The sequence below is a fragment of the Kurthia sp. FSL E2-0154 genome (assembly GCF_038003625.1).
Classification (GTDB): Bacteria; Bacillota; Bacilli; order Bacillales_A; family Planococcaceae; genus Kurthia; species Kurthia gibsonii.
This window is the reverse complement of the sequence record NZ_JBBOPO010000001.1, coordinates 703,467-721,539: the sequence shown is the minus strand read 5'-3', so window position 1 is coordinate 721,539 and position 18,073 is coordinate 703,467. Positions and strand designations below refer to the sequence as shown.

The 18,073-nt window shown below is 36.8% G+C and carries 19 protein-coding genes; 4 read left to right on the top strand and 15 right to left on the bottom strand.

All coding sequences use genetic code 11. From position 1 onward, the window contains the following. Positions 1 to 37 precede the first annotated feature (37 nt). Genes MHB75_RS03430 through MHB75_RS03420 form a run of 3 tightly spaced genes read right to left on the bottom strand, consistent with a single transcriptional unit; the run spans position 38 to position 3,954 of the window. A complete protein-coding gene (locus MHB75_RS03430; RefSeq protein ID WP_340995932.1) occupies positions 38 to 2,602 on the bottom strand; it encodes a YfhO family protein in 2,565 nt (854 codons plus the stop codon). Further along, positions 2,583 to 2,966, bottom strand: coding sequence for a GtrA family protein (locus tag MHB75_RS03425; protein WP_340995931.1), 384 nt, complete (start codon positions 2,964 to 2,966; stop codon positions 2,583 to 2,585). The genes MHB75_RS03430 and MHB75_RS03425 overlap by 20 nt, the downstream gene beginning before the upstream one ends. Before the next feature lie 16 nt (positions 2,967 to 2,982). Then, positions 2,983 to 3,954: a glycosyltransferase family 2 protein gene (locus MHB75_RS03420; RefSeq protein ID WP_340995930.1), complete on the bottom strand. Its 972-nt coding sequence runs from the start codon at positions 3,952 to 3,954 to the stop codon at positions 2,983 to 2,985. Positions 3,955 to 4,166: 212 nt separating this feature from the next. Between MHB75_RS03420 and MHB75_RS03415 the strand changes: the two genes are divergently transcribed. Together MHB75_RS03415 and MHB75_RS03410 are read left to right on the top strand one after the other, a co-directional pair. Then, positions 4,167 to 5,555, top strand: a complete 1,389-nt coding sequence (locus tag MHB75_RS03415; protein WP_340995928.1) for an alkaline phosphatase — start codon at positions 4,167 to 4,169, stop codon at positions 5,553 to 5,555. Positions 5,556 to 5,609: 54 nt separating this feature from the next. Further along, complete coding sequence (locus MHB75_RS03410; protein WP_141274137.1) at positions 5,610 to 6,233, top strand: hypothetical protein; 624 nt, start codon at positions 5,610 to 5,612, stop codon at positions 6,231 to 6,233. 203 nt (positions 6,234 to 6,436) lie between these two features. Here the strand turns inward: MHB75_RS03410 and MHB75_RS03405 are convergent, their stop codons facing one another. The 9 genes from MHB75_RS03405 to MHB75_RS03365 all read right to left on the bottom strand — a co-directional run bounded on the left by MHB75_RS03405 (position 6,437) and on the right by MHB75_RS03365 (position 12,516). Beyond that, the gene (locus tag MHB75_RS03405) at positions 6,437 to 7,075 is read right to left on the bottom strand and encodes a LysM peptidoglycan-binding domain-containing protein (RefSeq protein ID WP_285216108.1); all 639 of its coding nucleotides are present in this window, start codon (positions 7,073 to 7,075) and stop codon (positions 6,437 to 6,439) included. Positions 7,076 to 7,410: 335 nt separating this feature from the next. Then, the gene (locus MHB75_RS03400; RefSeq protein ID WP_340995926.1) at positions 7,411 to 8,262 is read right to left on the bottom strand and encodes a VOC family protein; all 852 of its coding nucleotides are present in this window, start codon (positions 8,260 to 8,262) and stop codon (positions 7,411 to 7,413) included. 125 nt (positions 8,263 to 8,387) lie between these two features. After that, the gene (locus tag MHB75_RS03395) at positions 8,388 to 8,963 is read right to left on the bottom strand and encodes a YpjP family protein (RefSeq protein ID WP_141275076.1); all 576 of its coding nucleotides are present in this window, start codon (positions 8,961 to 8,963) and stop codon (positions 8,388 to 8,390) included. 151 nt (positions 8,964 to 9,114) lie between these two features. Beyond that, positions 9,115 to 9,675 carry a TVP38/TMEM64 family protein gene (locus tag MHB75_RS03390; protein WP_121176622.1) on the bottom strand — a complete coding sequence of 187 codons (561 nt, stop codon included), beginning with the start codon at positions 9,673 to 9,675 and terminating at the stop codon, positions 9,115 to 9,117. Positions 9,676 to 9,750: 75 nt separating this feature from the next. Further along, positions 9,751 to 10,146 carry a hypothetical protein gene (locus tag MHB75_RS03385; RefSeq protein WP_340995925.1) on the bottom strand — a complete coding sequence of 132 codons (396 nt, stop codon included), beginning with the start codon at positions 10,144 to 10,146 and terminating at the stop codon, positions 9,751 to 9,753. 157 nt (positions 10,147 to 10,303) lie between these two features. Next, positions 10,304 to 10,456: a hypothetical protein gene (locus tag MHB75_RS03380; protein ID WP_340995924.1), complete on the bottom strand. Its 153-nt coding sequence runs from the start codon at positions 10,454 to 10,456 to the stop codon at positions 10,304 to 10,306. Between the two features lie 109 nt (positions 10,457 to 10,565). Beyond that, positions 10,566 to 11,363, bottom strand: coding sequence for a class I SAM-dependent methyltransferase (locus MHB75_RS03375; RefSeq protein WP_340995923.1), 798 nt, complete (start codon positions 11,361 to 11,363; stop codon positions 10,566 to 10,568). Continuing rightward, complete coding sequence (locus MHB75_RS03370) at positions 11,351 to 11,791, bottom strand: BrxA/BrxB family bacilliredoxin (protein ID WP_068454104.1); 441 nt, start codon at positions 11,789 to 11,791, stop codon at positions 11,351 to 11,353. Before MHB75_RS03370 ends, MHB75_RS03375 begins: the two co-directional genes overlap by 13 nt. A gap of 110 nt (positions 11,792 to 11,901) precedes the next feature. Then, on the bottom strand, positions 11,902 to 12,516 hold the full coding sequence (locus MHB75_RS03365; RefSeq protein WP_340995921.1) for a hypothetical protein: 615 nt from the start codon (positions 12,514 to 12,516) through the stop codon (positions 11,902 to 11,904). Between the two features lie 264 nt (positions 12,517 to 12,780). On the opposite strand from MHB75_RS03365, the gene MHB75_RS03360 reads away from it, so the two are divergent. After that, positions 12,781 to 12,990, top strand: coding sequence for a hypothetical protein (locus MHB75_RS03360; RefSeq protein WP_141275080.1), 210 nt, complete (start codon positions 12,781 to 12,783; stop codon positions 12,988 to 12,990). 364 nt (positions 12,991 to 13,354) lie between these two features. Here the strand turns inward: MHB75_RS03360 and MHB75_RS03355 are convergent, their stop codons facing one another. The 3 genes from MHB75_RS03355 to hutG form a co-directional block, all read right to left on the bottom strand. Then, positions 13,355 to 13,594: a hypothetical protein gene (locus tag MHB75_RS03355; protein WP_340995920.1), complete on the bottom strand. Its 240-nt coding sequence runs from the start codon at positions 13,592 to 13,594 to the stop codon at positions 13,355 to 13,357. A gap of 1,331 nt (positions 13,595 to 14,925) precedes the next feature. After that, the gene (gene gltS / locus MHB75_RS03350) at positions 14,926 to 16,107 is read right to left on the bottom strand and encodes a sodium/glutamate symporter (protein ID WP_340995919.1); all 1,182 of its coding nucleotides are present in this window, start codon (positions 16,105 to 16,107) and stop codon (positions 14,926 to 14,928) included. 1 nt (position 16,108) lies between these two features. Then, positions 16,109 to 17,056: a formimidoylglutamase gene (hutG, locus tag MHB75_RS03345; protein ID WP_340995917.1), complete on the bottom strand. Its 948-nt coding sequence runs from the start codon at positions 17,054 to 17,056 to the stop codon at positions 16,109 to 16,111. A gap of 127 nt (positions 17,057 to 17,183) precedes the next feature. On the opposite strand from hutG, the gene MHB75_RS03340 reads away from it, so the two are divergent. Continuing rightward, a complete protein-coding gene (locus tag MHB75_RS03340) occupies positions 17,184 to 18,071 on the top strand; it encodes a LysR family transcriptional regulator (RefSeq protein WP_068454123.1) in 888 nt (295 codons plus the stop codon). Positions 18,072 to 18,073: the final 2 nt, after the last annotated feature.

Genomic DNA, 18,073 nt, shown 5'->3' with positions numbered 1-18,073 from the left:
ATATAAATTTGATAGGGGTTATTTAATTTGCTTTCTTTTAAACACGTTGCCATTTCGGTATTTTTTGTCGTTGTCGCCACCAATAGAGTAAAAATCCTATCCATGTTATAACCGAAACCCATAAGGCATATGGCCAGTATGGTGGACGGTAGTATAGTTCGACTTCATGCTTCCCTGTCTCCTCCATTGGAACACCAACGAAAGCATAGTTCACTTTTTCGACTGCTACTTTTTTTCCGTCTACTTTAGCATGCCATCCTTTTTCGTAAGGAATCGACGATACGAGTACATCGTCTTTTTTCACATTTACTTCACCACTCGCCTCGCCGTGGTTCCACGAGACATCTGCTTCATTCTTTTTATTATAAGCTGCATTTAATGTTGTATAATCCTCATCATAAATCGCTACATCTTTTAAACGATACGTTCCCTTTGGTAATTCTATGAGTAATTGATCAGAAGCATCGACTGCGAGCGTGATATGATTATAATTCGTACGATAGATGGAATTCGATTTTTTACGTGTTGTACGGTATTCATTTGCTTCCATTGTAAAGCCTGTGTAATTCCGAATACCTTCTATATACATCTGTACATACATTGTTTTAGCACCCATAATTGGTGCAAGACTGAATGCTACACGACCTTTATCTTGATCAATAATTAGTTCCTCACCATCCCAATGCCCACCTTGTACCGTATTGCTTAGAATCTTACGTTTTTTGACTTTCGGTGCTTTTTCCTTACCATCTGTCATAATAACGCCATCTAGCATTGCATGTTCTTTCGCAAGAACCGGTGCATCGTCTAAATCAGACTGACGATACGTTTTTGTCGCAATACGAAATACAGGTAAATATTGGTCATTTTCGTAAATTTGCGTATTTTCATTTACCTTTACGAGACGGTAATTATATGGTACTGCTTCATTCGACTTTTCACGCATATAAAATTGAACTTGCTGCATCGCCATTAAGTTTGTGCGATTACCAAGCGTTCCATAACGACTAACACTTTCACGTGCCATATCAATTTGCAAGTCACGTAAATACCATAATAGTAAATCTCCATTTAGAATACTGGAATAAATACTCGTTCCTCGGAAGTTTTGAACCATCGGTGTATTATTACGATAAGGTACCATCCAATCAATGCGTGCATCTTTTGAAACTTTACGTTGTTGCATCCATTCAACTGCTTGTTGTTGCTCATTCGAATGATACGCTTCTGATGTGATAAAGGACTTCGTTGCAACACCTGTTTTTGTTAAATCTTCTGAAAAAATATTGGCTTCAATTATACTAAACACGAGAATACTTGCTGAAAACCAAATGAGTGGTGCACGATACCACTGTGTAATAGCGAAAATAACAAGCCATATAGCTGTGGTAATCAGTAATGGCACAGATGATTCATATTGTGGTATGAGCCATATAAAGAGACTCCATAGTGCTATGAAGCCAATGACTCCATAAACAATCGTACGATCTCGACGCCATTCTTCAAAATACTTAATCGCTACACCAAGCATCCCTGCAAAACTTAAGATAACAATCGATTCCCAGCGCTGTTGTGGTGCTGAAAAACCATTAAAGATACTGCCGATATATGGAATAAAGTGCGCAATGATTCCTCCCCCTGCAAAAATTGCAAAGAAGCGGAATGTACGATGACGATATAACGGTTTGATAAAGAATAAAATAAAGATAAAAATCGGTAACCATAAAACACGCGGACTCATGATGATGGCGTCATTGATTTCAAAACCTTTGATTGGGTCTTGAAATGGCGGTCTCACATTATTTATAAATCCATAAGCAGCTGGTATAAACGCAAAACAAGCAAGAGCAAAGCTAATGATGCCACTTGCGATATATCGCTTTAACTGCTCAAAAGCGCTTCTTTCATTATCTGTTAGATGTATAAATTGACGTACGATCATGTAGATTACTGCGGTTAATAAGACAACATAGGATACATAAAAGTTACTAATCATCATGAGTGCTGCTGATAGTGTAAATACGAATAGTGACTGTTTACGTATAATTCGCTCAACACCAATTAAAATAAGCGGTAGCCAGAACATCGCATCCGTTAAAATATCCCAGTACATCTCATGCCGGAAGAAAAATGGACTTAGTGCGTAAAAAACTGCACCAACATATGCCCCGCGAATGGATTGTAAGATTTGCTTTAAAAATATATACGCAACAAACATGATGACTGTTTGTTTAAATATACTCATTGGTAGTACAAGCATTGCCCAATAATCAAAATCAGGTATAAAGGAAAAGATTGATGCGAATAACCATGTTCCTATAACCCATGGTAAGAAAAAGAGATTCGTTGTGAAGTAATAAGCGAGCGAACTAAAAAAATCGCCACCTAGTCCGAAATCAGCAGAATAGAAAAAACGTCCTTCTGCATATTGATTATAAATAAATTGTTTAAAAGGCAGCATTTGTGATAAGCCATCATTAATCCCCTTCATTACAGTACCTTGTTGCCAGGTAATTATGTAAAAAAGATGTGCCAATAAAGAGATGATGAGCATGCTTATTAGCACAACTCCGTTGACCCTTCTACGCTTCTTTTGAAACACGGATAATCCTCCTTGTCACAACAAAAGTAATCGGAATACTAATTAATACTGTTGCAATCGGTGCAAAATAAGGTGATACAGATAGCCATTCCACAAATACAAACATACCAATCGTTTGAATGACGATATTCGTTACTTGTGTTAATGGAAAGAGTAAAAATGATTTCCATGATGGTTTTTCCTCATACGTAAAGTATACATTCATAAAATATGAACCAATCATACTGTTAAATGTCGCCACAATATGACTGAGGAGATAAGGCCATTCACATACTGTATAGAGTAGCAGATACCATAAGTAATAATGGCCTGTATTCAGAACACCTACAATGATAAATTTGATATATTCTTTTCTAGTATTCATATGCATGACTCATTTTCTATTTTGATTTGACTTTACTTTTCTCCATACTTACAACACGTAATGCACGATTCACATTCGTTTCGCCAACAATATAGTGTGGTCTTCTTTTTACCTCACAATAGATCCGTCCGATGTATTCGCCAATTACGCCCAAACTCATCAGCTGTAAACCTCCCAGCACAAGAATGGCAGAAATCGTTGTAAAGTAGCCAGGTACGTCAATTCCTTTGAAAAAGATTCCTCCAAGCATAATTGCGATATAAGCAATCCCTGAAAGCATCGTCAATAACCCTAAATATAGACAGATGCGAAGCGGTTTTGTATTAAAGGATAAAATACCATCTACTGCGTACGAGAATAACATACTAACGGACCATTTCGTTTCGCCAAATTGACGCTCGACATTTTCATAGTAGATATTCTTTTTTGATAATCCAATCCATTCGAAAAGCCCTTTTGAAAAGCGATTATTTTCACTTAAAGATAAAAGTGCATCAACTGCTTGGCGACTTAATAGACGGAAATCTCCTGCGCCATTTTGCAATTCTACTGTACTTAATTTATTCATCATTCGATAAAAAGTGTTTGTAATACCACGATAAACCATACTCTCTCCACGACGATCGCGGCAAGCAATGACTTGGTGATACCCTTCTTCGAAACCTTTCATCATGTCCATTATTAAACTTGGCGGATGTTGTAAATCACTATCCATTAAGATGACTGCATCTCCCGTAGCATGTTGTAAACCTGCATAGATAGCCGCTTCCTTACCAAAATTTCTTGAAAAAGATACGTAGTTCACGTGATTATCTTTTTGCTGTAGTTCTCTGATACGTTCTAGCGTTCGATCTTTACTCCCATCATCGACATAAATAAATTCGTAGTCGTATTTGGACTCTCGAACCTCCCGATCAATCGCTTCGTAAATTCGCGGCACATTCTCTTCTTCATTGTATGCCGGTAGAATAAACGATATTTTTGACATATAGCTTCCTCCTTACAGCAAGACTCTTTTATTATCTTATCCTAAAAATAAATACTTTAAACATGGTTGCTAGTTTTTACTAAAATATTAAAAAAGTATTTTTATAGAAAAGACAATCATTTTATTATTTTTACATACTTTTACATTTAGAACAATCCTCCTTTACAATTATTCTGTATAGTAAAATTATAAAACTAAAGGAGGATTTACCCTTGAAAATCATATCAAAAAAATTACTCTCTACTTTTGCTGCATCTGCAATAGCATTCTCTACCATTGCAGCTGGACAAACGTCTGATGTCTCTGCTGCAACAAAGAAAAAACCAGCTACACCCGAAATTAAAAATGTCATTTTTTTAATAGGTGACGGTATGGGAACATCCTATACATCTGCTTATCGTTACTTACAAAATAGCTCATCGACTAAGTTCGTCGATAAAAGTGTATTTGATCGCTATTTAGTTGGGCAACAGATGACATATCCTGAAGATCCAGCGCAAAATGTAACAGATTCTGCAAGTGCAGCTACTGCCATGTCTGCTGGTGTTAAAACATACAATGCAGCCATCGCTGTTGACAATGACCGTTCAAATGTGAAAACCGTTTTAGAAGCCGCAAAAGAACAAGGCAAATCAACAGGTCTTGTTGCAACATCTGAAATTACACATGCAACACCAGCTGCTTTTGGCGCTCATGATGAAACGCGTAAGAATATGAATGGGATTGCGGATGATTATTTTGATGAAAAAATTAAAGGTAAACATAAGATAGACGTTCTACTTGGTGGTGGTAAAGCGAACTTTGTACGAACAGACCGTGACTTAACAAAGGAATTTAAAAAAGCAGGTTATCGTTATGTCACATCAAAAGATCAACTTCAAAAAAATACAAATGAAAAACTACTTGGATTATTTGCAGATGGTGGATTAGATAAAAAAATCGACCGCAATAGTTCGACTCCTTCTCTCGGTAATATGACGAATGCAGCATTAAAACAATTATCTAAAAACAAAAAAGGTTTCTTCTTAATGGTAGAAGGCAGTCAAATTGACTGGGCTGGACATGATAATGATATTGTCGGTGCTATGAGTGAGATGGCAGATTTTGAAGATGCTTTCGAAGCAGCTGTGGAGTTCGCTAAAAAAGATAAACATACATTAGTTGTGGCAACAGCTGACCATTCAACGGGTGGATTCTCAGTAGCGCAAGGTGGCGACTATAATTGGAATCCTGAAGTGATTCGTTCCATTACAAGAACGCCTGACTTTATGGCAGAACAAATTACAGACGGTGTCGCACCTGAAAAAGTATTAAAAAAATACATTCAATTCCCTCTAAGTGAAGAAGAAATTCAATCTGTTGTCACTGTAAAGGAAAAAGATGTAACAACGATTGATAACGCTATCGAAAAAATTGTCAATCAGCGCTCAAATACCGGTTGGACAACAGGTGGACATACAGGTGAAGATGTAAACGTTTATGCATATGGACCAGGATCAGACCAATTCCGCGGGTTACTTGATAATACTGACCAAGCGAAAAAAATCTTTAAGATTATTGAAAAAGGTGCGAAAAAACAAACGGTCATTAAAGACCGCTAAGGAATACAGGGGCAATTCTATATGAATTGTCTCTGTTTTACATAGGAGGCTTATATGAAAAAATGGATGTATGGTAGTTTATTTTTGTGCTTATTACTCGCAGGTTGCACGTCACAAGCTGAAACAAAACCAGAAAAACAACAAGAAGATTATCGGACAGATTATACGGTCAACCCTCAAGTACCCGATGATACGAATTTAAAAGAACAAGAAGATACCGTTCGTTCTCGCCTTGGTGTTGCTACATTAGAGAATGCTTCATTCAAAGTAGATACGTATAATTTAGGTGATATAAAATTGACCGTTCACGAAACAAAAATTTTACAACTGACACCTTCTCACAGTATGATTGATTATTTTCATGGATTAACAGACCGTACTACTTTTCCGATTGCGAAAGTATTTGTGACAATCGAAAATACCGGAAAGAAAAAAATTCAGTTTGCGCCATTTGCTGTTGCTTCTTTAGGAAAACAGATGTGGACACATGAGCAAGAAGTCTATTTAGATAATTTGAATGGTACTTATCTTCCTGGTGAAATAAAGCGTGGTAATTTAGGCGTTATTTTACATGAAAAGTCAGCAGGAACAATCCAAGTGAAGACAACAGATGTTCTTGATGAAAAATCTAAAAAAATTCAAAAAGCAGCTGATTGGCAAATCATTCTGCCAAAATAGAAAATCAGACTGGGATGAAATATGTCACTTTCTTTTTTAGCGTTCACAAAGAAAAACTGGAACCGCGTCACAGCGCGATTCCAGTTTTTCTTATGCTCATATAGGAGGGTATTTTTACACTCATGTCTCAATCTGATTTTTACCTAATAAAAAAGAGAAACTGCGCGTAGCAGCCCCTCTTTAGTTCACTGTTTTAAAAAATCTTAGTACCAGCCGTTTGAAACCCAGAATTGTTTTGCTTTTTCCCATGAACCGTAGCGTTGTTTCACATAGTTATCCGCTACACGTTCTTGGTTAGCTGCTGAATAATCACCATTTAAATAGGATTTATCTAATTGGTATTTACCAATATATTTACCTGTTGCACTTCTTGCTTCATATGAGTTGCTTGATTCTTTTTGTGCAATCCATGATTTCGCTGAAGATGATGAACCTTGGTATGATGATGCATTACTTGCTTTTTGTGTTGATTGATATGACTTTGTTTGTGTTTGTGCTTGTTGTTTTTGTTGTACTGGCGCTTTATATGTTGATTTTGCTTGTGTTTGTTGTTGCGCTGGTGCTTTATATGTTGATTGTGTTGTTTGTTGTTTTACAGGAGCTTGGTAAGTTGCGTTGCCATTGCCGTCACCAACTTCTAGTTGAGCGCCTGCATAGATTAAGTTTGCTGATTTAATATGATTCATATTTTGAAGCGTACGCACTGTTGTGTTGTGCTCTGCTGCTAATTTCGATAGTGTGTCACCTGATTGGATCGTAATTGTCTTCGCTGACGCTGTACCTGCGAATGCTGCTGTTGATAATGCGATGGCACCTGTCAGTGCGATAATTTGTTTTTTCATAATGTGAAATGTCCTCCTCGGTTTTTCTAACTGTCACTACTATACCAAGCATAAATTTCAATCAGATGTCAGTTCATTTTCACGCATGTTACAGCAATGTTACATACCATGGTATAAAATGGATGTAGTTTCGCAATTTTAATGGATTTTTTTCATAAATCGCGTTATATCAATATTTTAAGTGTTCCATTTTTTGGTATCTATATTTGTTTTTTCGACATTTTTCAACAAAATAAATAAATAAAAAACGTGTATTTTCTATCGAAATACACGTTTAAAATGAAAATATGTTGTTTATAAATGCCCAATTGTTACAAAGAGCCTTTATTTTATCCTTATATTGTAAATTTAACTTCAATTCCATTTGGTTCAATGATTGAAAAAATGTTTTCTTGTTCTTTTATTTCCATATTTTGCTCAACAAAACGTTTTTTTAAGTTTACCGCATAGTCTTGATCCGGTAATTGAACTGTATAAGATTGAATACCTACCGCATCTTTTGGTAAAGCCTCTGCTCCTTCACTATGCCATGTATTCAAACCAATATGATGATGATAACCACCTGTAGAAATGAATAACGCTTGTCCACCGTAACGTGAAACAACGGCATAATCTAATAACGATGTATAAAAATCTTCCGACTCTTGTAGATTGCGCACAGATAGATGAATATGTCCCATTACTGTATCTATTGGTAAACCACTCCACGTACCATCTGCCTCACGTAATACAGATTGGAATTGTACAGGGTCTGTTGTCATGTAAACTTGTCCGTTCGAATCCCACTTCCACGTATCAGTTGGTCGATCAATATACATTTCAATGCCATTACCGTCTGGATCTGATAAATAAAGTGCCTCACTCACATCATGGTCTCCAGCACCAATCTGAACATTCTTCTGAATAAAATGCTGAATTAAGTTTCCTAAATCTTTTCTACTTGGCAATAATAATGCAAAATGATACAAACCAGTTGCGCCTCTTACAAACTGAGCATTCGGTACTTCTACTAATGTAATCAGTGCGTGCTGACCATCTGCTGTTAACGTAACTCGTCCTTCTTCTTGCTGTAAAACACGAAAACCAATAATCTCCGTATAAAAATCAATCGAACGCGAAAGATTTGAAACTTTTAATGTAACGTTTTGAATAAATAAATTTGGTTTTTGATGAAATGTTGTTGGCATATAAATCCCTCTCTCATTAACTTACTTTATGTAACTTACTTTATGTAACTTACTATATATTAATAACTTAAAATTAGCAATAAAAAAATACCAAGCGATGAATCGCTCAGTATTTTCTTCTATTATTAAGATAACCATTTAGGTGGCGTATTTTTACTCCAATAAACATCCCCAAGATTATGATGTGTTGCAAATTGATCTTCAGCTGTATGGTAGTGGAAGTTGTAGTAATACCCTTCTCCTGGGCGATTTTCTGTTCGCACGTGGAATCGAATTAAGTCTTTGCCGGTTTGTTCATCGTAAATATTGAACATCTTTTCAGCATAGTTGCCACTTGGATTTTCGGTAATTGCTAGCTGCTGTACTTCTGCGTTCGTTACAGTTTGATCAATGGCTTCTTGCATTTTCGGAAAAATATGTGTATCAAAGTCTTCCTGAATTTTCGGTCCGATACGAGAACCGAATTTTTGATAAGCCTGTTCTTTGGCTTCCACAATCAAATCAACTTCTGGTTGTGTTGGTTCTTCAAAAGTCGATTCTATGTAGGTGGAGTGTTGTGTATCCTCGCCAATATTTTGTGACTTAGCACTTGCCTGTTCATCACTTAAAATATTATTCCAAATGGTATGACTTGGTGTAATAACACCTAATGTTACTACTGCTACCGCTGAAACAAGGAACTTTTGAATCCATTTCTTCATAAAATCACCCTCTTTTTTATTAGTCGTTCACCTGATTTGTCTCTATTGTACAATAGACTGAAAAATATTTATAAGAAAAACCCTCAATACTTTTTAGAACGCACTTTTCTACAGAAAAGTTGCAATTTACTGACGATTTTTCTAGTAAACTTTATGAACTTCGCCCAACTACACCTACTTTTTTCATTATATACATGAGAACGCCTAAGCCTAGAATCGTGACACCAATTTTCCATTCAAATGATAGGTGAAGCAGTTGATAAACAGATAAGCTTTCAATCACAATGGCAGGAATCTTCCCAATCATATTCGCAATAAAAAATGTAAAAAATGTCGTTTGTCCAACTGCCGCGACAAATGTCACAAGCCCTGATGGAATGAACGGTAAAATACGCAAAGAAATAATGAGAGCAAAAGCCTCTTTTTGATTGGCCTGTAATAATTTTTGAACTTTGGGATATTGAAAAGCACGTGTATCGTTCAATCGTTTAAAACCTTTGCGGTATAAGAAGAATGATACGGTCGCACCTAATACTTCTCCTGCGAAGGATAACAAGAGACCACCCCAAAAACCAAATACAATTAAATTGGCTGCTGTTAGAAATACACTCGGCACTACACCTAATATACTAATAGCTATACTTAAAAGTAGACTAATCATAATCGCTACTTGGGGATTTGTTTGAAATAATTCAATAATAGCTTGCTGCATCGCTTCCTCCTTACGATAAAAAAACTGTAAACAAACTGATTCATTCGGTTTGCTTACAGTTTCATTTACTTCTATTTAAGCTTCTAAACTTAACGAGTCCAGTCGAAGCATACTTCCTGTTGCTAAATTTTGAATATCGAGCGTAACAAAAATGGCTCCTACCTGATGTGTATGCCGTTTCACCTGTAGTCGATATTTTAATTGATCAAAAATCGAAAATAGATTAGCAAAACTTTCATCTATATCTTCTCGACGTACGAGTGTCGACTTCAAAAAATAGTGTTCTGTATTCGGTTCACTTAATACAAACGAAGGTTCAGGAACATCTAACAAAAAGCATTCTTTAGGATATTCATTTAAGTGTGGAACATCGTTCGTCCAATATAGCGTTTGTTCTGAGTTTACGGCTGTTTTAATTTTTTCATATAGTTGATAATCTTTTAACGAAAATTCTTTCGTGACATGATCCATTTCGAAAGGTCCTACATTTGTTTCGATTATAATTTTCGAATAATCTTTATAAGAGGGATATTGTTGAAGTAGTGTTTGCAAAGTTTCCGTTAACCCTAAAAAGCATAAATCTTGTTCTTTTTTATGCCTGTAAAAAATTGCGCGAAAGTCTGCTGTGTTAGATGGAAAAAGAAAAACAATCTCTCTGTTTATTTTCTTTTACAATCTCTTCACGTTCTTCTTTTGATAAGTCCTTTGAACATAAAATTACCATTACATCATTATGTCCATTGCATCCTTTACGAAGAACTTGGTGCTGTACGTACTCCAAGCCAAAACTTCCTTTCTTTACATATGATTATATTTAGTATAAATAATCTTCAGGACTTAAACAAATGAACAATTTCATACACATACGTAGTAATTATATATTATATTTTTCATCCTATTCTATAAATCCCGAAATGAAATTTTGTATTTTTACGTTCAATTCGTTGAAAATGGAAATCTTCAAATAAAGTAGAACGGTAATGTGCCTTTAAAACCACACTTCTTTTTGCCACTCGTTTTGCTTCCGTCATCCACTCTTCTGTTACCACATCATGAACACCTGCTTGGCGAAGTGGCTGAAAATGAACGGATTCTTCGATTGTTTCTTCAAACATTGGATCTAAATAGACCACATCAAAGGTATTGTCTGGTAAGGTTTTTAAGTAGTCTACTGCATTTTGCGAAACGACTTCAATACGACGCATGTTTCGAAGAAGTGATAAACCCTCTGATTCGAAATCATAGTGTTGTAAACCCTGTTCCACAACAAAAGCTACGTTAGGATTCGCTTCACAGCCTACTACGCGACCTTCTTCTCCAACTACTACTGCTGCCATCATACTATCCGTTCCAAGTCCTAACGTACAATCTAAAAATGAATCACCTTGCTTCAATTCCGCAAGTTCCAATAGTGGATCTGCTTGTCCCTTTGCAAGTCTTTTCACACGAAAAGCAGCCGAACTCGGATGGAAAAAGAAAGGGTCTTTTGTGCCATAAGCATAATACTCATAGCGATTTTTCCCTGCTACAATCACATTTGCTTCGTATCGTTCTGCTATTTTTTGAACCGATTTTTTATCGCGCGGCACAACATCGATTTGTAACGTATGACCAACAAAACGCGCCTTCTCAATAGAAAGCGCGTCTGGTCTACCACCTGTAGTGGCAACAGTTCTTATTTTGCACATACTTGTTCTAATGCACCTGCTAAATGGTCACGAACTTCTTCCATCATATGTCCTTCGATTTGTTCACGTGGAATGAAGTAAGCAAGGTTACCATCTTTCCAAACAGCAATCGATGGTGAGCTTGGTGGCACTTCTTCAAAGAATGCACGCATTTGTTCTGTTGCTTCTTTTTCTTGACCTGCAAACACCGTTACTAAGTGGTCTGGTTTGTTCTCTACTTGCTGTACTGCTTCAATAACAGCTGGACGCGCAAGACCTGCTGCACAACCACATACTGAGTTAATCATAATTAAGGATGTACCTTTTGATTCTTGCATATGTTCTGCTACTTCATCAGCAGTTAATAATTGTGTAAAACCTGCATCTACTAATTCTTGACGCATTGGCGCAACGATTCCGCGCATATATTCTTCATAAGCATTTGACATATTGATTTCCTCATTTCTACATTGTAAATCAAACGAATTTATTTACATCGTTTCCACTATAATTATAGCACGCTATTTATATAGAAGAAACTCTATGAACTTTTATCATTTTATTTGATTAAATAAGACGTTGAGCGCATTTTCGATGCACCATTTTCACCATTCGTATACGTATGTTTGATAATCCCTTTACCTTTTGCCCAATACTGCACTAGTTTTTCTTTTTTATTGGCTTGAACAATTTTTACGACATTTTTATATTTCTTGCCTTTTATCGTCATATTTACGTTTGTTGAAGCAACTACATTATGATACTTAGCTGTTGGATAACCTTTCAGTTTAGCATACGTTGTAAACTTCATTCCTTTTTTCAATGTTGCTGGTAAGACCTTACTCTCCATACGATCAATTTCGCCATAATTTTTTTGATAATCAATCGTGTGAATACCATCTTTTTTCACAACATATTTTAATTTTGAAGACATATATGTATTATATTTTTTCTTTTTATAATCATATTCATATGTATGCCAATATCCTTTTTTAAATACCGTTTTATATTTAAAACGATAATTGTCTAAATAATAACCTGTACCTTCTTTGTAATGACTTTTTTGTGTACTTGGTAAATAATCACTCGACTTTACAGACGTTGCAAATGCTTTTGTTCCATACACTGACAAAACCACCGTCATACAAAATAGTGTTAATAATAACTTCTTCATACGCTTCCTCCTAACATTTAATTATTATTAATTTATCATATTTAGTAAAAAATTACTTGAAAATAAAAGAAATGTTTATAGATTCAGAAAATGAGGGATAAATTAGAAGAAGGTCATGTACATGAAAAAATTATTAATTCCATTACCCATTAAAATCAGCGAAATTATCAGATAGTGACCCTTGGGGTAAACCGAAAACCGAAAAATCTTAACACTTGATTTTAACGTAAAAACAACTTTGATCGTAAAGTGTATATTTCATCTATGTCATTCCGTTTATACAAAGACGGCAAAGAGCTAGATGCTTTCTATGGTGGGGCCAAGCGGCTTGGTGGTGACTACGAAAAAGGTACAGACGTAAACGGTGCAGTTCAATATGATGTGGAAGGCGCTGGGGAATATACAGTGAAGTATGTTCCAACTAATACATTAGATGCCAAAGATATTTACTGGGAATTTGAAGTAAAAGAATAATTATGTAAAAGACTTTGGCGCGCGCGCTAAAGTCTTTTTTGATTATACGCCAGTTTGTAAATAATTTATAATTAAATAAATAAGTAACACAATGAGCACCATTCCGAATAATTTACGAAGCATAACCACATTCCCCCAACCGCTATTCGTATTACTGTTCGTATTCTACATAAAGCAGCTCAATTCCTTTATTCTAAGCGCATTAAATGATACGGTAGATTCGCATCAACTTCTCCCACTCTATAAAAGTTGTTTTTTAAGTAAATTGTAAGGCGGCTGTATTTTTGCTTACACACTTTAATGTAAGTGGTGTTCAGAAACGTTTAACCGCTTCATCAATAAGTTGTTTACCAATTCCTTTTCCTTACGTATCATTTGCAATAAAAAGATGATGTATGAATTGATCTGGTTCATAAATTGCCAAAAATCCTTGAAGTATACCTTTTTCATCTTCTGCAACAAGTAAAATTTCATCCTGTGTTTGCAAATCAAAATCTTGTAGCTCAAAAGATGCCCCATCTTCCCAAAGGAAATGCTTTGTTCGTACTTCTAAAAATAATTGTTGAAGCGACTGACGATCTTTTTCTTGGAATAATCGAATCATGGTGTCTCTCTTTTTTGTGTATTGTATTATGCATAGTTAAGATTCCCTTTCAACAGCGACCGTTTCCCTTTCGCACTCAGATTTGTCCCTTTCAACGAGCAGAATTCCCTTTCGCGCTCGGATTTGTCCCTTTCAACGAGCAGGATTCCCTTTCGCACTCAGATTTGTCCCTTTCAACAGCGACGTTTCCCTTTCGCGCCGACTTTTGTCCCTTTCAACGAGCAGAATTCCCTTTCGCACTCAGATTTGTCCCTTTCAACGAACCACTTTCCCTTTCACGCGCGGATTTGTCCCTTTCAACGAACCACTTTCCCTTTCGCGCTCGGATTTGTCCCTTTCAACGAACCACTTTCCCTTTCACGCGCGGATTTGTCCCTTTCAACGAACCACTTTCCCTTTCACGCGCGGATTTGTCCCTTTCAACGAGCAGGATTCCCTTTCGCGCCGACTTTTGTCCCTTTCAACGAACCACTTTCCCTTTCGCGCTCGGATTTGTCCCTTTCAACGAACCACTTTCCCTTTCGCGCTCGGATTTGTCCCTTTCAACGAACCACTTTCCCTTTCACGCGCGGATTTGTCCCTTTCAACGAGCAGGATTCCCTTTCGCGCCGACTTTTGTCCCTTTCAACGAGTCACTTTCCCTTTCGCGCCGACTTTTGTCCCTTTCAACGAGCAGGATTCCCTTTCACGCGCGGATTTGTCCCTTTCAACGAACCACTTTCCCTTTCACGCGCGGATTTGTCCCTTTCAACGAACCACTTTCCCTTTCGCACTCAGATTTGTCCCTTTCAACGAGCAGGATTCCCTTTCGCACTCGGATTTGTCCCTTTCAACGAGCAGGATTCCCTTTCGCACTCAGATTTGTCCCTTTCAACGAGTCACTTTCCCTTTCACGCGCGGATTTGTCCCTTTCAACGAGCAGAATTCCCTTTCGCACTCAGATTTGTCCCTTTCAACGAGCCACTTTCCCTTTCGCACTCGAATTTGTCCCTTTCAACGAGCAGAATTCCCTTTCGCACTCAGATTTGTCCCTTTCAACGAGCAGAATTCCCTTTCGCACTCAGATTTGTCCCTTTCAACGAACCACTTTCCCTTTCGCGCGCGGATTTGTCCCTTTCAACGAACAGGATTCCCTTTCGTACACAGTTTTGTCCCTTTCAACGAACCACTTTCCCTTTCACGCGCGGATTTGTCCCTTTCAACGAGCAGGATTCCCTTTCGCGCCGACTTTTGTCCCTTTCAACGAGCAGAATTCCCTTTCGCACTCAGATTTGTCCCTTTCATTCAGTAATCAAAAAAGGAACCGCACCACGATGCGCTTCCTTTTCATTTTATTTGAATAAATTAATCGTTGCAATGATGATCGGCATACCAAATACGTCAATCAAAAATGCTCCTACAATTGGAACGATTAAAAATGCTTTTTGAGATGGGCCGAATTTCTTTACAACTGCTGACATGTTTGCCATCGCGTTTGGTGTTGCACCAAGCCCATGTCCTAAGAAACCAGCAACCATAACGGCTGCATCATAGTCTTTGCCAAGCGCTCTGAATAACACAAAAATCGTAAAAACAGTGATGAATACGACTTGAATGAATACAATACCGATAATTGGAAGTGCTACACCTGCTACTTCCCAAAGTTTGATACTCATTAAAGCCATGGATAAGAAAATACCTAATGAAATATCGCCAATCAAATTAATCTCTTTCATATTAATAAAGCCTGGTTTTACGCGGTCCATTACATTACGTAAGATAACAGCTGTAAACATCGCACCGACATAACCTGGTAATACAAAGCCCGTCGTATTTGAGAATAATTCGCCTAAATATGTACCGACTGCCATACTGAATGTAATTAAGAATACTTGATTCATAAAAGATTTTTCAGTTACAGGATGTTCGTATTGTTCAACATATTTTTCTTCTGGTACTTCTACTGGTTTTAAATCAAATTTTTTCACTAAATATTGAACAACTGGACCACCGATTAAACCACCAGCAACTAAACCAAGTGTTGCGGCTGCTAAACCGATTGAAATCGCTGAGTCAACGCCTAATCCTTGTAATGTTTCACCGTATGCTGCAGCTGCTCCGTGTCCGCCTTCCATTGATACCGCGCCTGCCATTACACCTAATAATGGCTCTAAACCGAATAATTTAGCGAAACTAACGCCGATAACATTTTGCATAAGTGCTAAGAAACCACAAGCAATCCAATAAATAATTAATAATTTGCCACCTAAGCGTACCAGTCTAAAACTTGCGCCTAAACCAATCGTTGTGAAGAATGTAATCATAAAGATACTTTGTAATGATGTATCTAATGCAATTTCGACAACGCCTGTTGCTTTTAAAGTTGTCGCAATGATTGCGAAAATTAAACCACCAACAACCGGTGCTGGAATACAGAAGCGACTTAAAAAGCCGACTTTACGAACTAAAAATGTACCTAATAAAAACATCGCTACCGCAATGAATAATGTTGTAATTTGATTGACTTCTAACATATTATTTCCCCCTTGTAATTCCAATCATCGCTTCATTTGTTAAATAGGCTCCCAACTTAACTGTAATCCCCTCTGAGTCAAGTGCTGGATTCACCTCACAAATGTTGAAGCTTGTTGTTTTTTTATGTTGTGTAACGAGTTGAATAATAGAACGAACCATTTTCGGATGTAGCCCGAATGGTGACGGCGCACTAACCCCTGGTGCATGTGCCGATTCAATCACATCTGTACAAAGCGTAAGTATTACAATATCACATTCATTTGCAAAACGGTCGAATTCTACCGAAACATCTGCCAATGTCATCTCATCTTCATATAAATACGTCACGCCTAGCTCATCTGCACGATTAAATAATTCTCTCGTGTTACCATAGCGCTGAATACCGCAAACAAAGTAAGAAGCATTTGCATCTTCATCTAAAATTTGTTTGAACATTGTACCAGATGAAGGTTGTTCATCGTAACTTCTTAAATCAAAGTGTGCATCAATATTAACTAAACCGATTTTAGCATCTTGACCGTATGCTGCACGTACACCTAAATAATGTCCATATAATGTTTCATGTCCACCGCCTAAAATGATACATTTCGCATTCGTTTGTAGTGCTTGTTGAACAGCGTCCCCTAATTGTTGTTGTGCTTGTTCAAGTTTTTGTCCTTCACACACAATATTGCCAACGTCCACAATATTCTGAATATGTTGGTCATTCTTCGGTAAGCTTGCAAGACCTTTTCGTAAAGCGTTTGGCCCTTGTGCTGCGCCAAGTCTTCCTTGATTACGTCTTACTCCTTCTTCACAAACAAACCCCATTAGAACAAGGTCTGCTGCATTATGTTCAAGCTCATCGATTTTCTTCTGTGTGACAACTTGATGTAAACGAAAACTCTCTTCATTTATTTCGCTATCAACACGTCCATTCCAATAAGCTGATACTTTCGAATCATACATAGACTCTCCCCCTTTAAAACTTTTACATGAAAGCGTATTCTTAGTATAATTTCTGTTATATATAATTACTAATACTGATTTTGTATATATTTATAGTTTCAAACTATAAATGAAAGGGATGATTCACTTGGATTTAAAGCAATTAACGTATTTTGTGACAGTAGCCAAAACACTTAGTTTCTCAAAAGCTGCGCTCGGGCTACATATTTCACAACCTTCTCTTAGTAATTCCATTGCGAATTTAGAAAAAGAGATTGGAAGTTCTTTATTTGAACGAACGACTAGACAATTAAAATTAACAGATACAGGTGAGTTACTACTTGAACGTGCGACTTCCTTACTTGAACAGTTTTCAATTATGAATGAGGAAATTCAAGATATTGTACATGGAGAGGAAATCGAGATTGTATTTGGCATGATTGAATCGGCACATGGCTGGTTTACAAAGGTTATGTATGATTACGCAAAGAAATATCCAGCTGTTCAATTTTCAGTGATTGATACACTGTATAACACACGTGTTGTAACAGCTCTTGAGAAATATCATATTCACGCAGCGATTTCGAATCATCGCATTCAAAGTCCTTCTATTACAGGGATTCAGCTCTATACAGAACGCTTTGTTGTTATTTTTCAAAAGGAGCATCCACTCGCTAAAAAAGAACATATCACATTGAAAGATTTATGTGATGATTCTCTTATTACAGGGATGCCGAAATTTGAAACATGTAAACAGATTTTAAGTGCTTTTGATAAATTACAATTAACACCTAAAATTGACTATCAAATTGAACGCTTTGAAATGGCGAAACTTCTTGTGAATGAAGGACTTGGTATTAGTATTTTGCCTGAAAACTATATTAAAAATGCCTTTCCCGATACACTCGACTATCGTGTGATTGAAGATAATATTTTAGCTCGTCCTGTTTTTTTATATTATTTAAAAAATCGTCGTTTTCCAGGTTCTGTCCTTACATTATTTGAGGAAATTCAAACCTTCACAAAAATGCTATAGAA

What these genes read in the sequence shown, in the direction of transcription:
- MHB75_RS03425 (WP_340995931.1), bottom strand. Translation starts at nt 2,966, where the DNA reads ATGAATACTAGAAAAGAATATATCAAATTTATCATTGTAGGTGTTCTG.
- MHB75_RS03420 (WP_340995930.1), bottom strand. Translation starts at nt 3,954, where the DNA reads ATGTCAAAAATATCGTTTATTCTACCGGCATACAATGAAGAAGAGAAT.
- MHB75_RS03410 (WP_141274137.1), top strand. Translation starts at nt 5,610, where the DNA reads ATGAAAAAATGGATGTATGGTAGTTTATTTTTGTGCTTATTACTCGCA.
- MHB75_RS03405 (WP_285216108.1), bottom strand. Translation starts at nt 7,075, where the DNA reads ATGAAAAAACAAATTATCGCACTGACAGGTGCCATCGCATTATCAACA.
- MHB75_RS03400 (WP_340995926.1), bottom strand. Translation starts at nt 8,262, where the DNA reads ATGCCAACAACATTTCATCAAAAACCAAATTTATTTATTCAAAACGTT.
- MHB75_RS03395 (WP_141275076.1), bottom strand. Translation starts at nt 8,963, where the DNA reads ATGAAGAAATGGATTCAAAAGTTCCTTGTTTCAGCGGTAGCAGTAGTA.
- MHB75_RS03390 (WP_121176622.1), bottom strand. Translation starts at nt 9,675, where the DNA reads ATGCAGCAAGCTATTATTGAATTATTTCAAACAAATCCCCAAGTAGCG.
- MHB75_RS03385 (WP_340995925.1), bottom strand. Translation starts at nt 10,146, where the DNA reads ATGGATCATGTCACGAAAGAATTTTCGTTAAAAGATTATCAACTATAT.
- MHB75_RS03375 (WP_340995923.1), bottom strand. Translation starts at nt 11,363, where the DNA reads ATGTGCAAAATAAGAACTGTTGCCACTACAGGTGGTAGACCAGACGCG.
- MHB75_RS03370 (WP_068454104.1), bottom strand. Translation starts at nt 11,791, where the DNA reads ATGTCAAATGCTTATGAAGAATATATGCGCGGAATCGTTGCGCCAATG.
- MHB75_RS03365 (WP_340995921.1), bottom strand. Translation starts at nt 12,516, where the DNA reads ATGAAGAAGTTATTATTAACACTATTTTGTATGACGGTGGTTTTGTCA.
- MHB75_RS03360 (WP_141275080.1), top strand. Translation starts at nt 12,781, where the DNA reads ATGTCATTCCGTTTATACAAAGACGGCAAAGAGCTAGATGCTTTCTAT.
- MHB75_RS03355 (WP_340995920.1), bottom strand. Translation starts at nt 13,594, where the DNA reads ATGATTCGATTATTCCAAGAAAAAGATCGTCAGTCGCTTCAACAATTA.
- gltS (WP_340995919.1), bottom strand. Translation starts at nt 16,107, where the DNA reads ATGTTAGAAGTCAATCAAATTACAACATTATTCATTGCGGTAGCGATG.
- hutG (WP_340995917.1), bottom strand. Translation starts at nt 17,056, where the DNA reads ATGTATGATTCGAAAGTATCAGCTTATTGGAATGGACGTGTTGATAGC.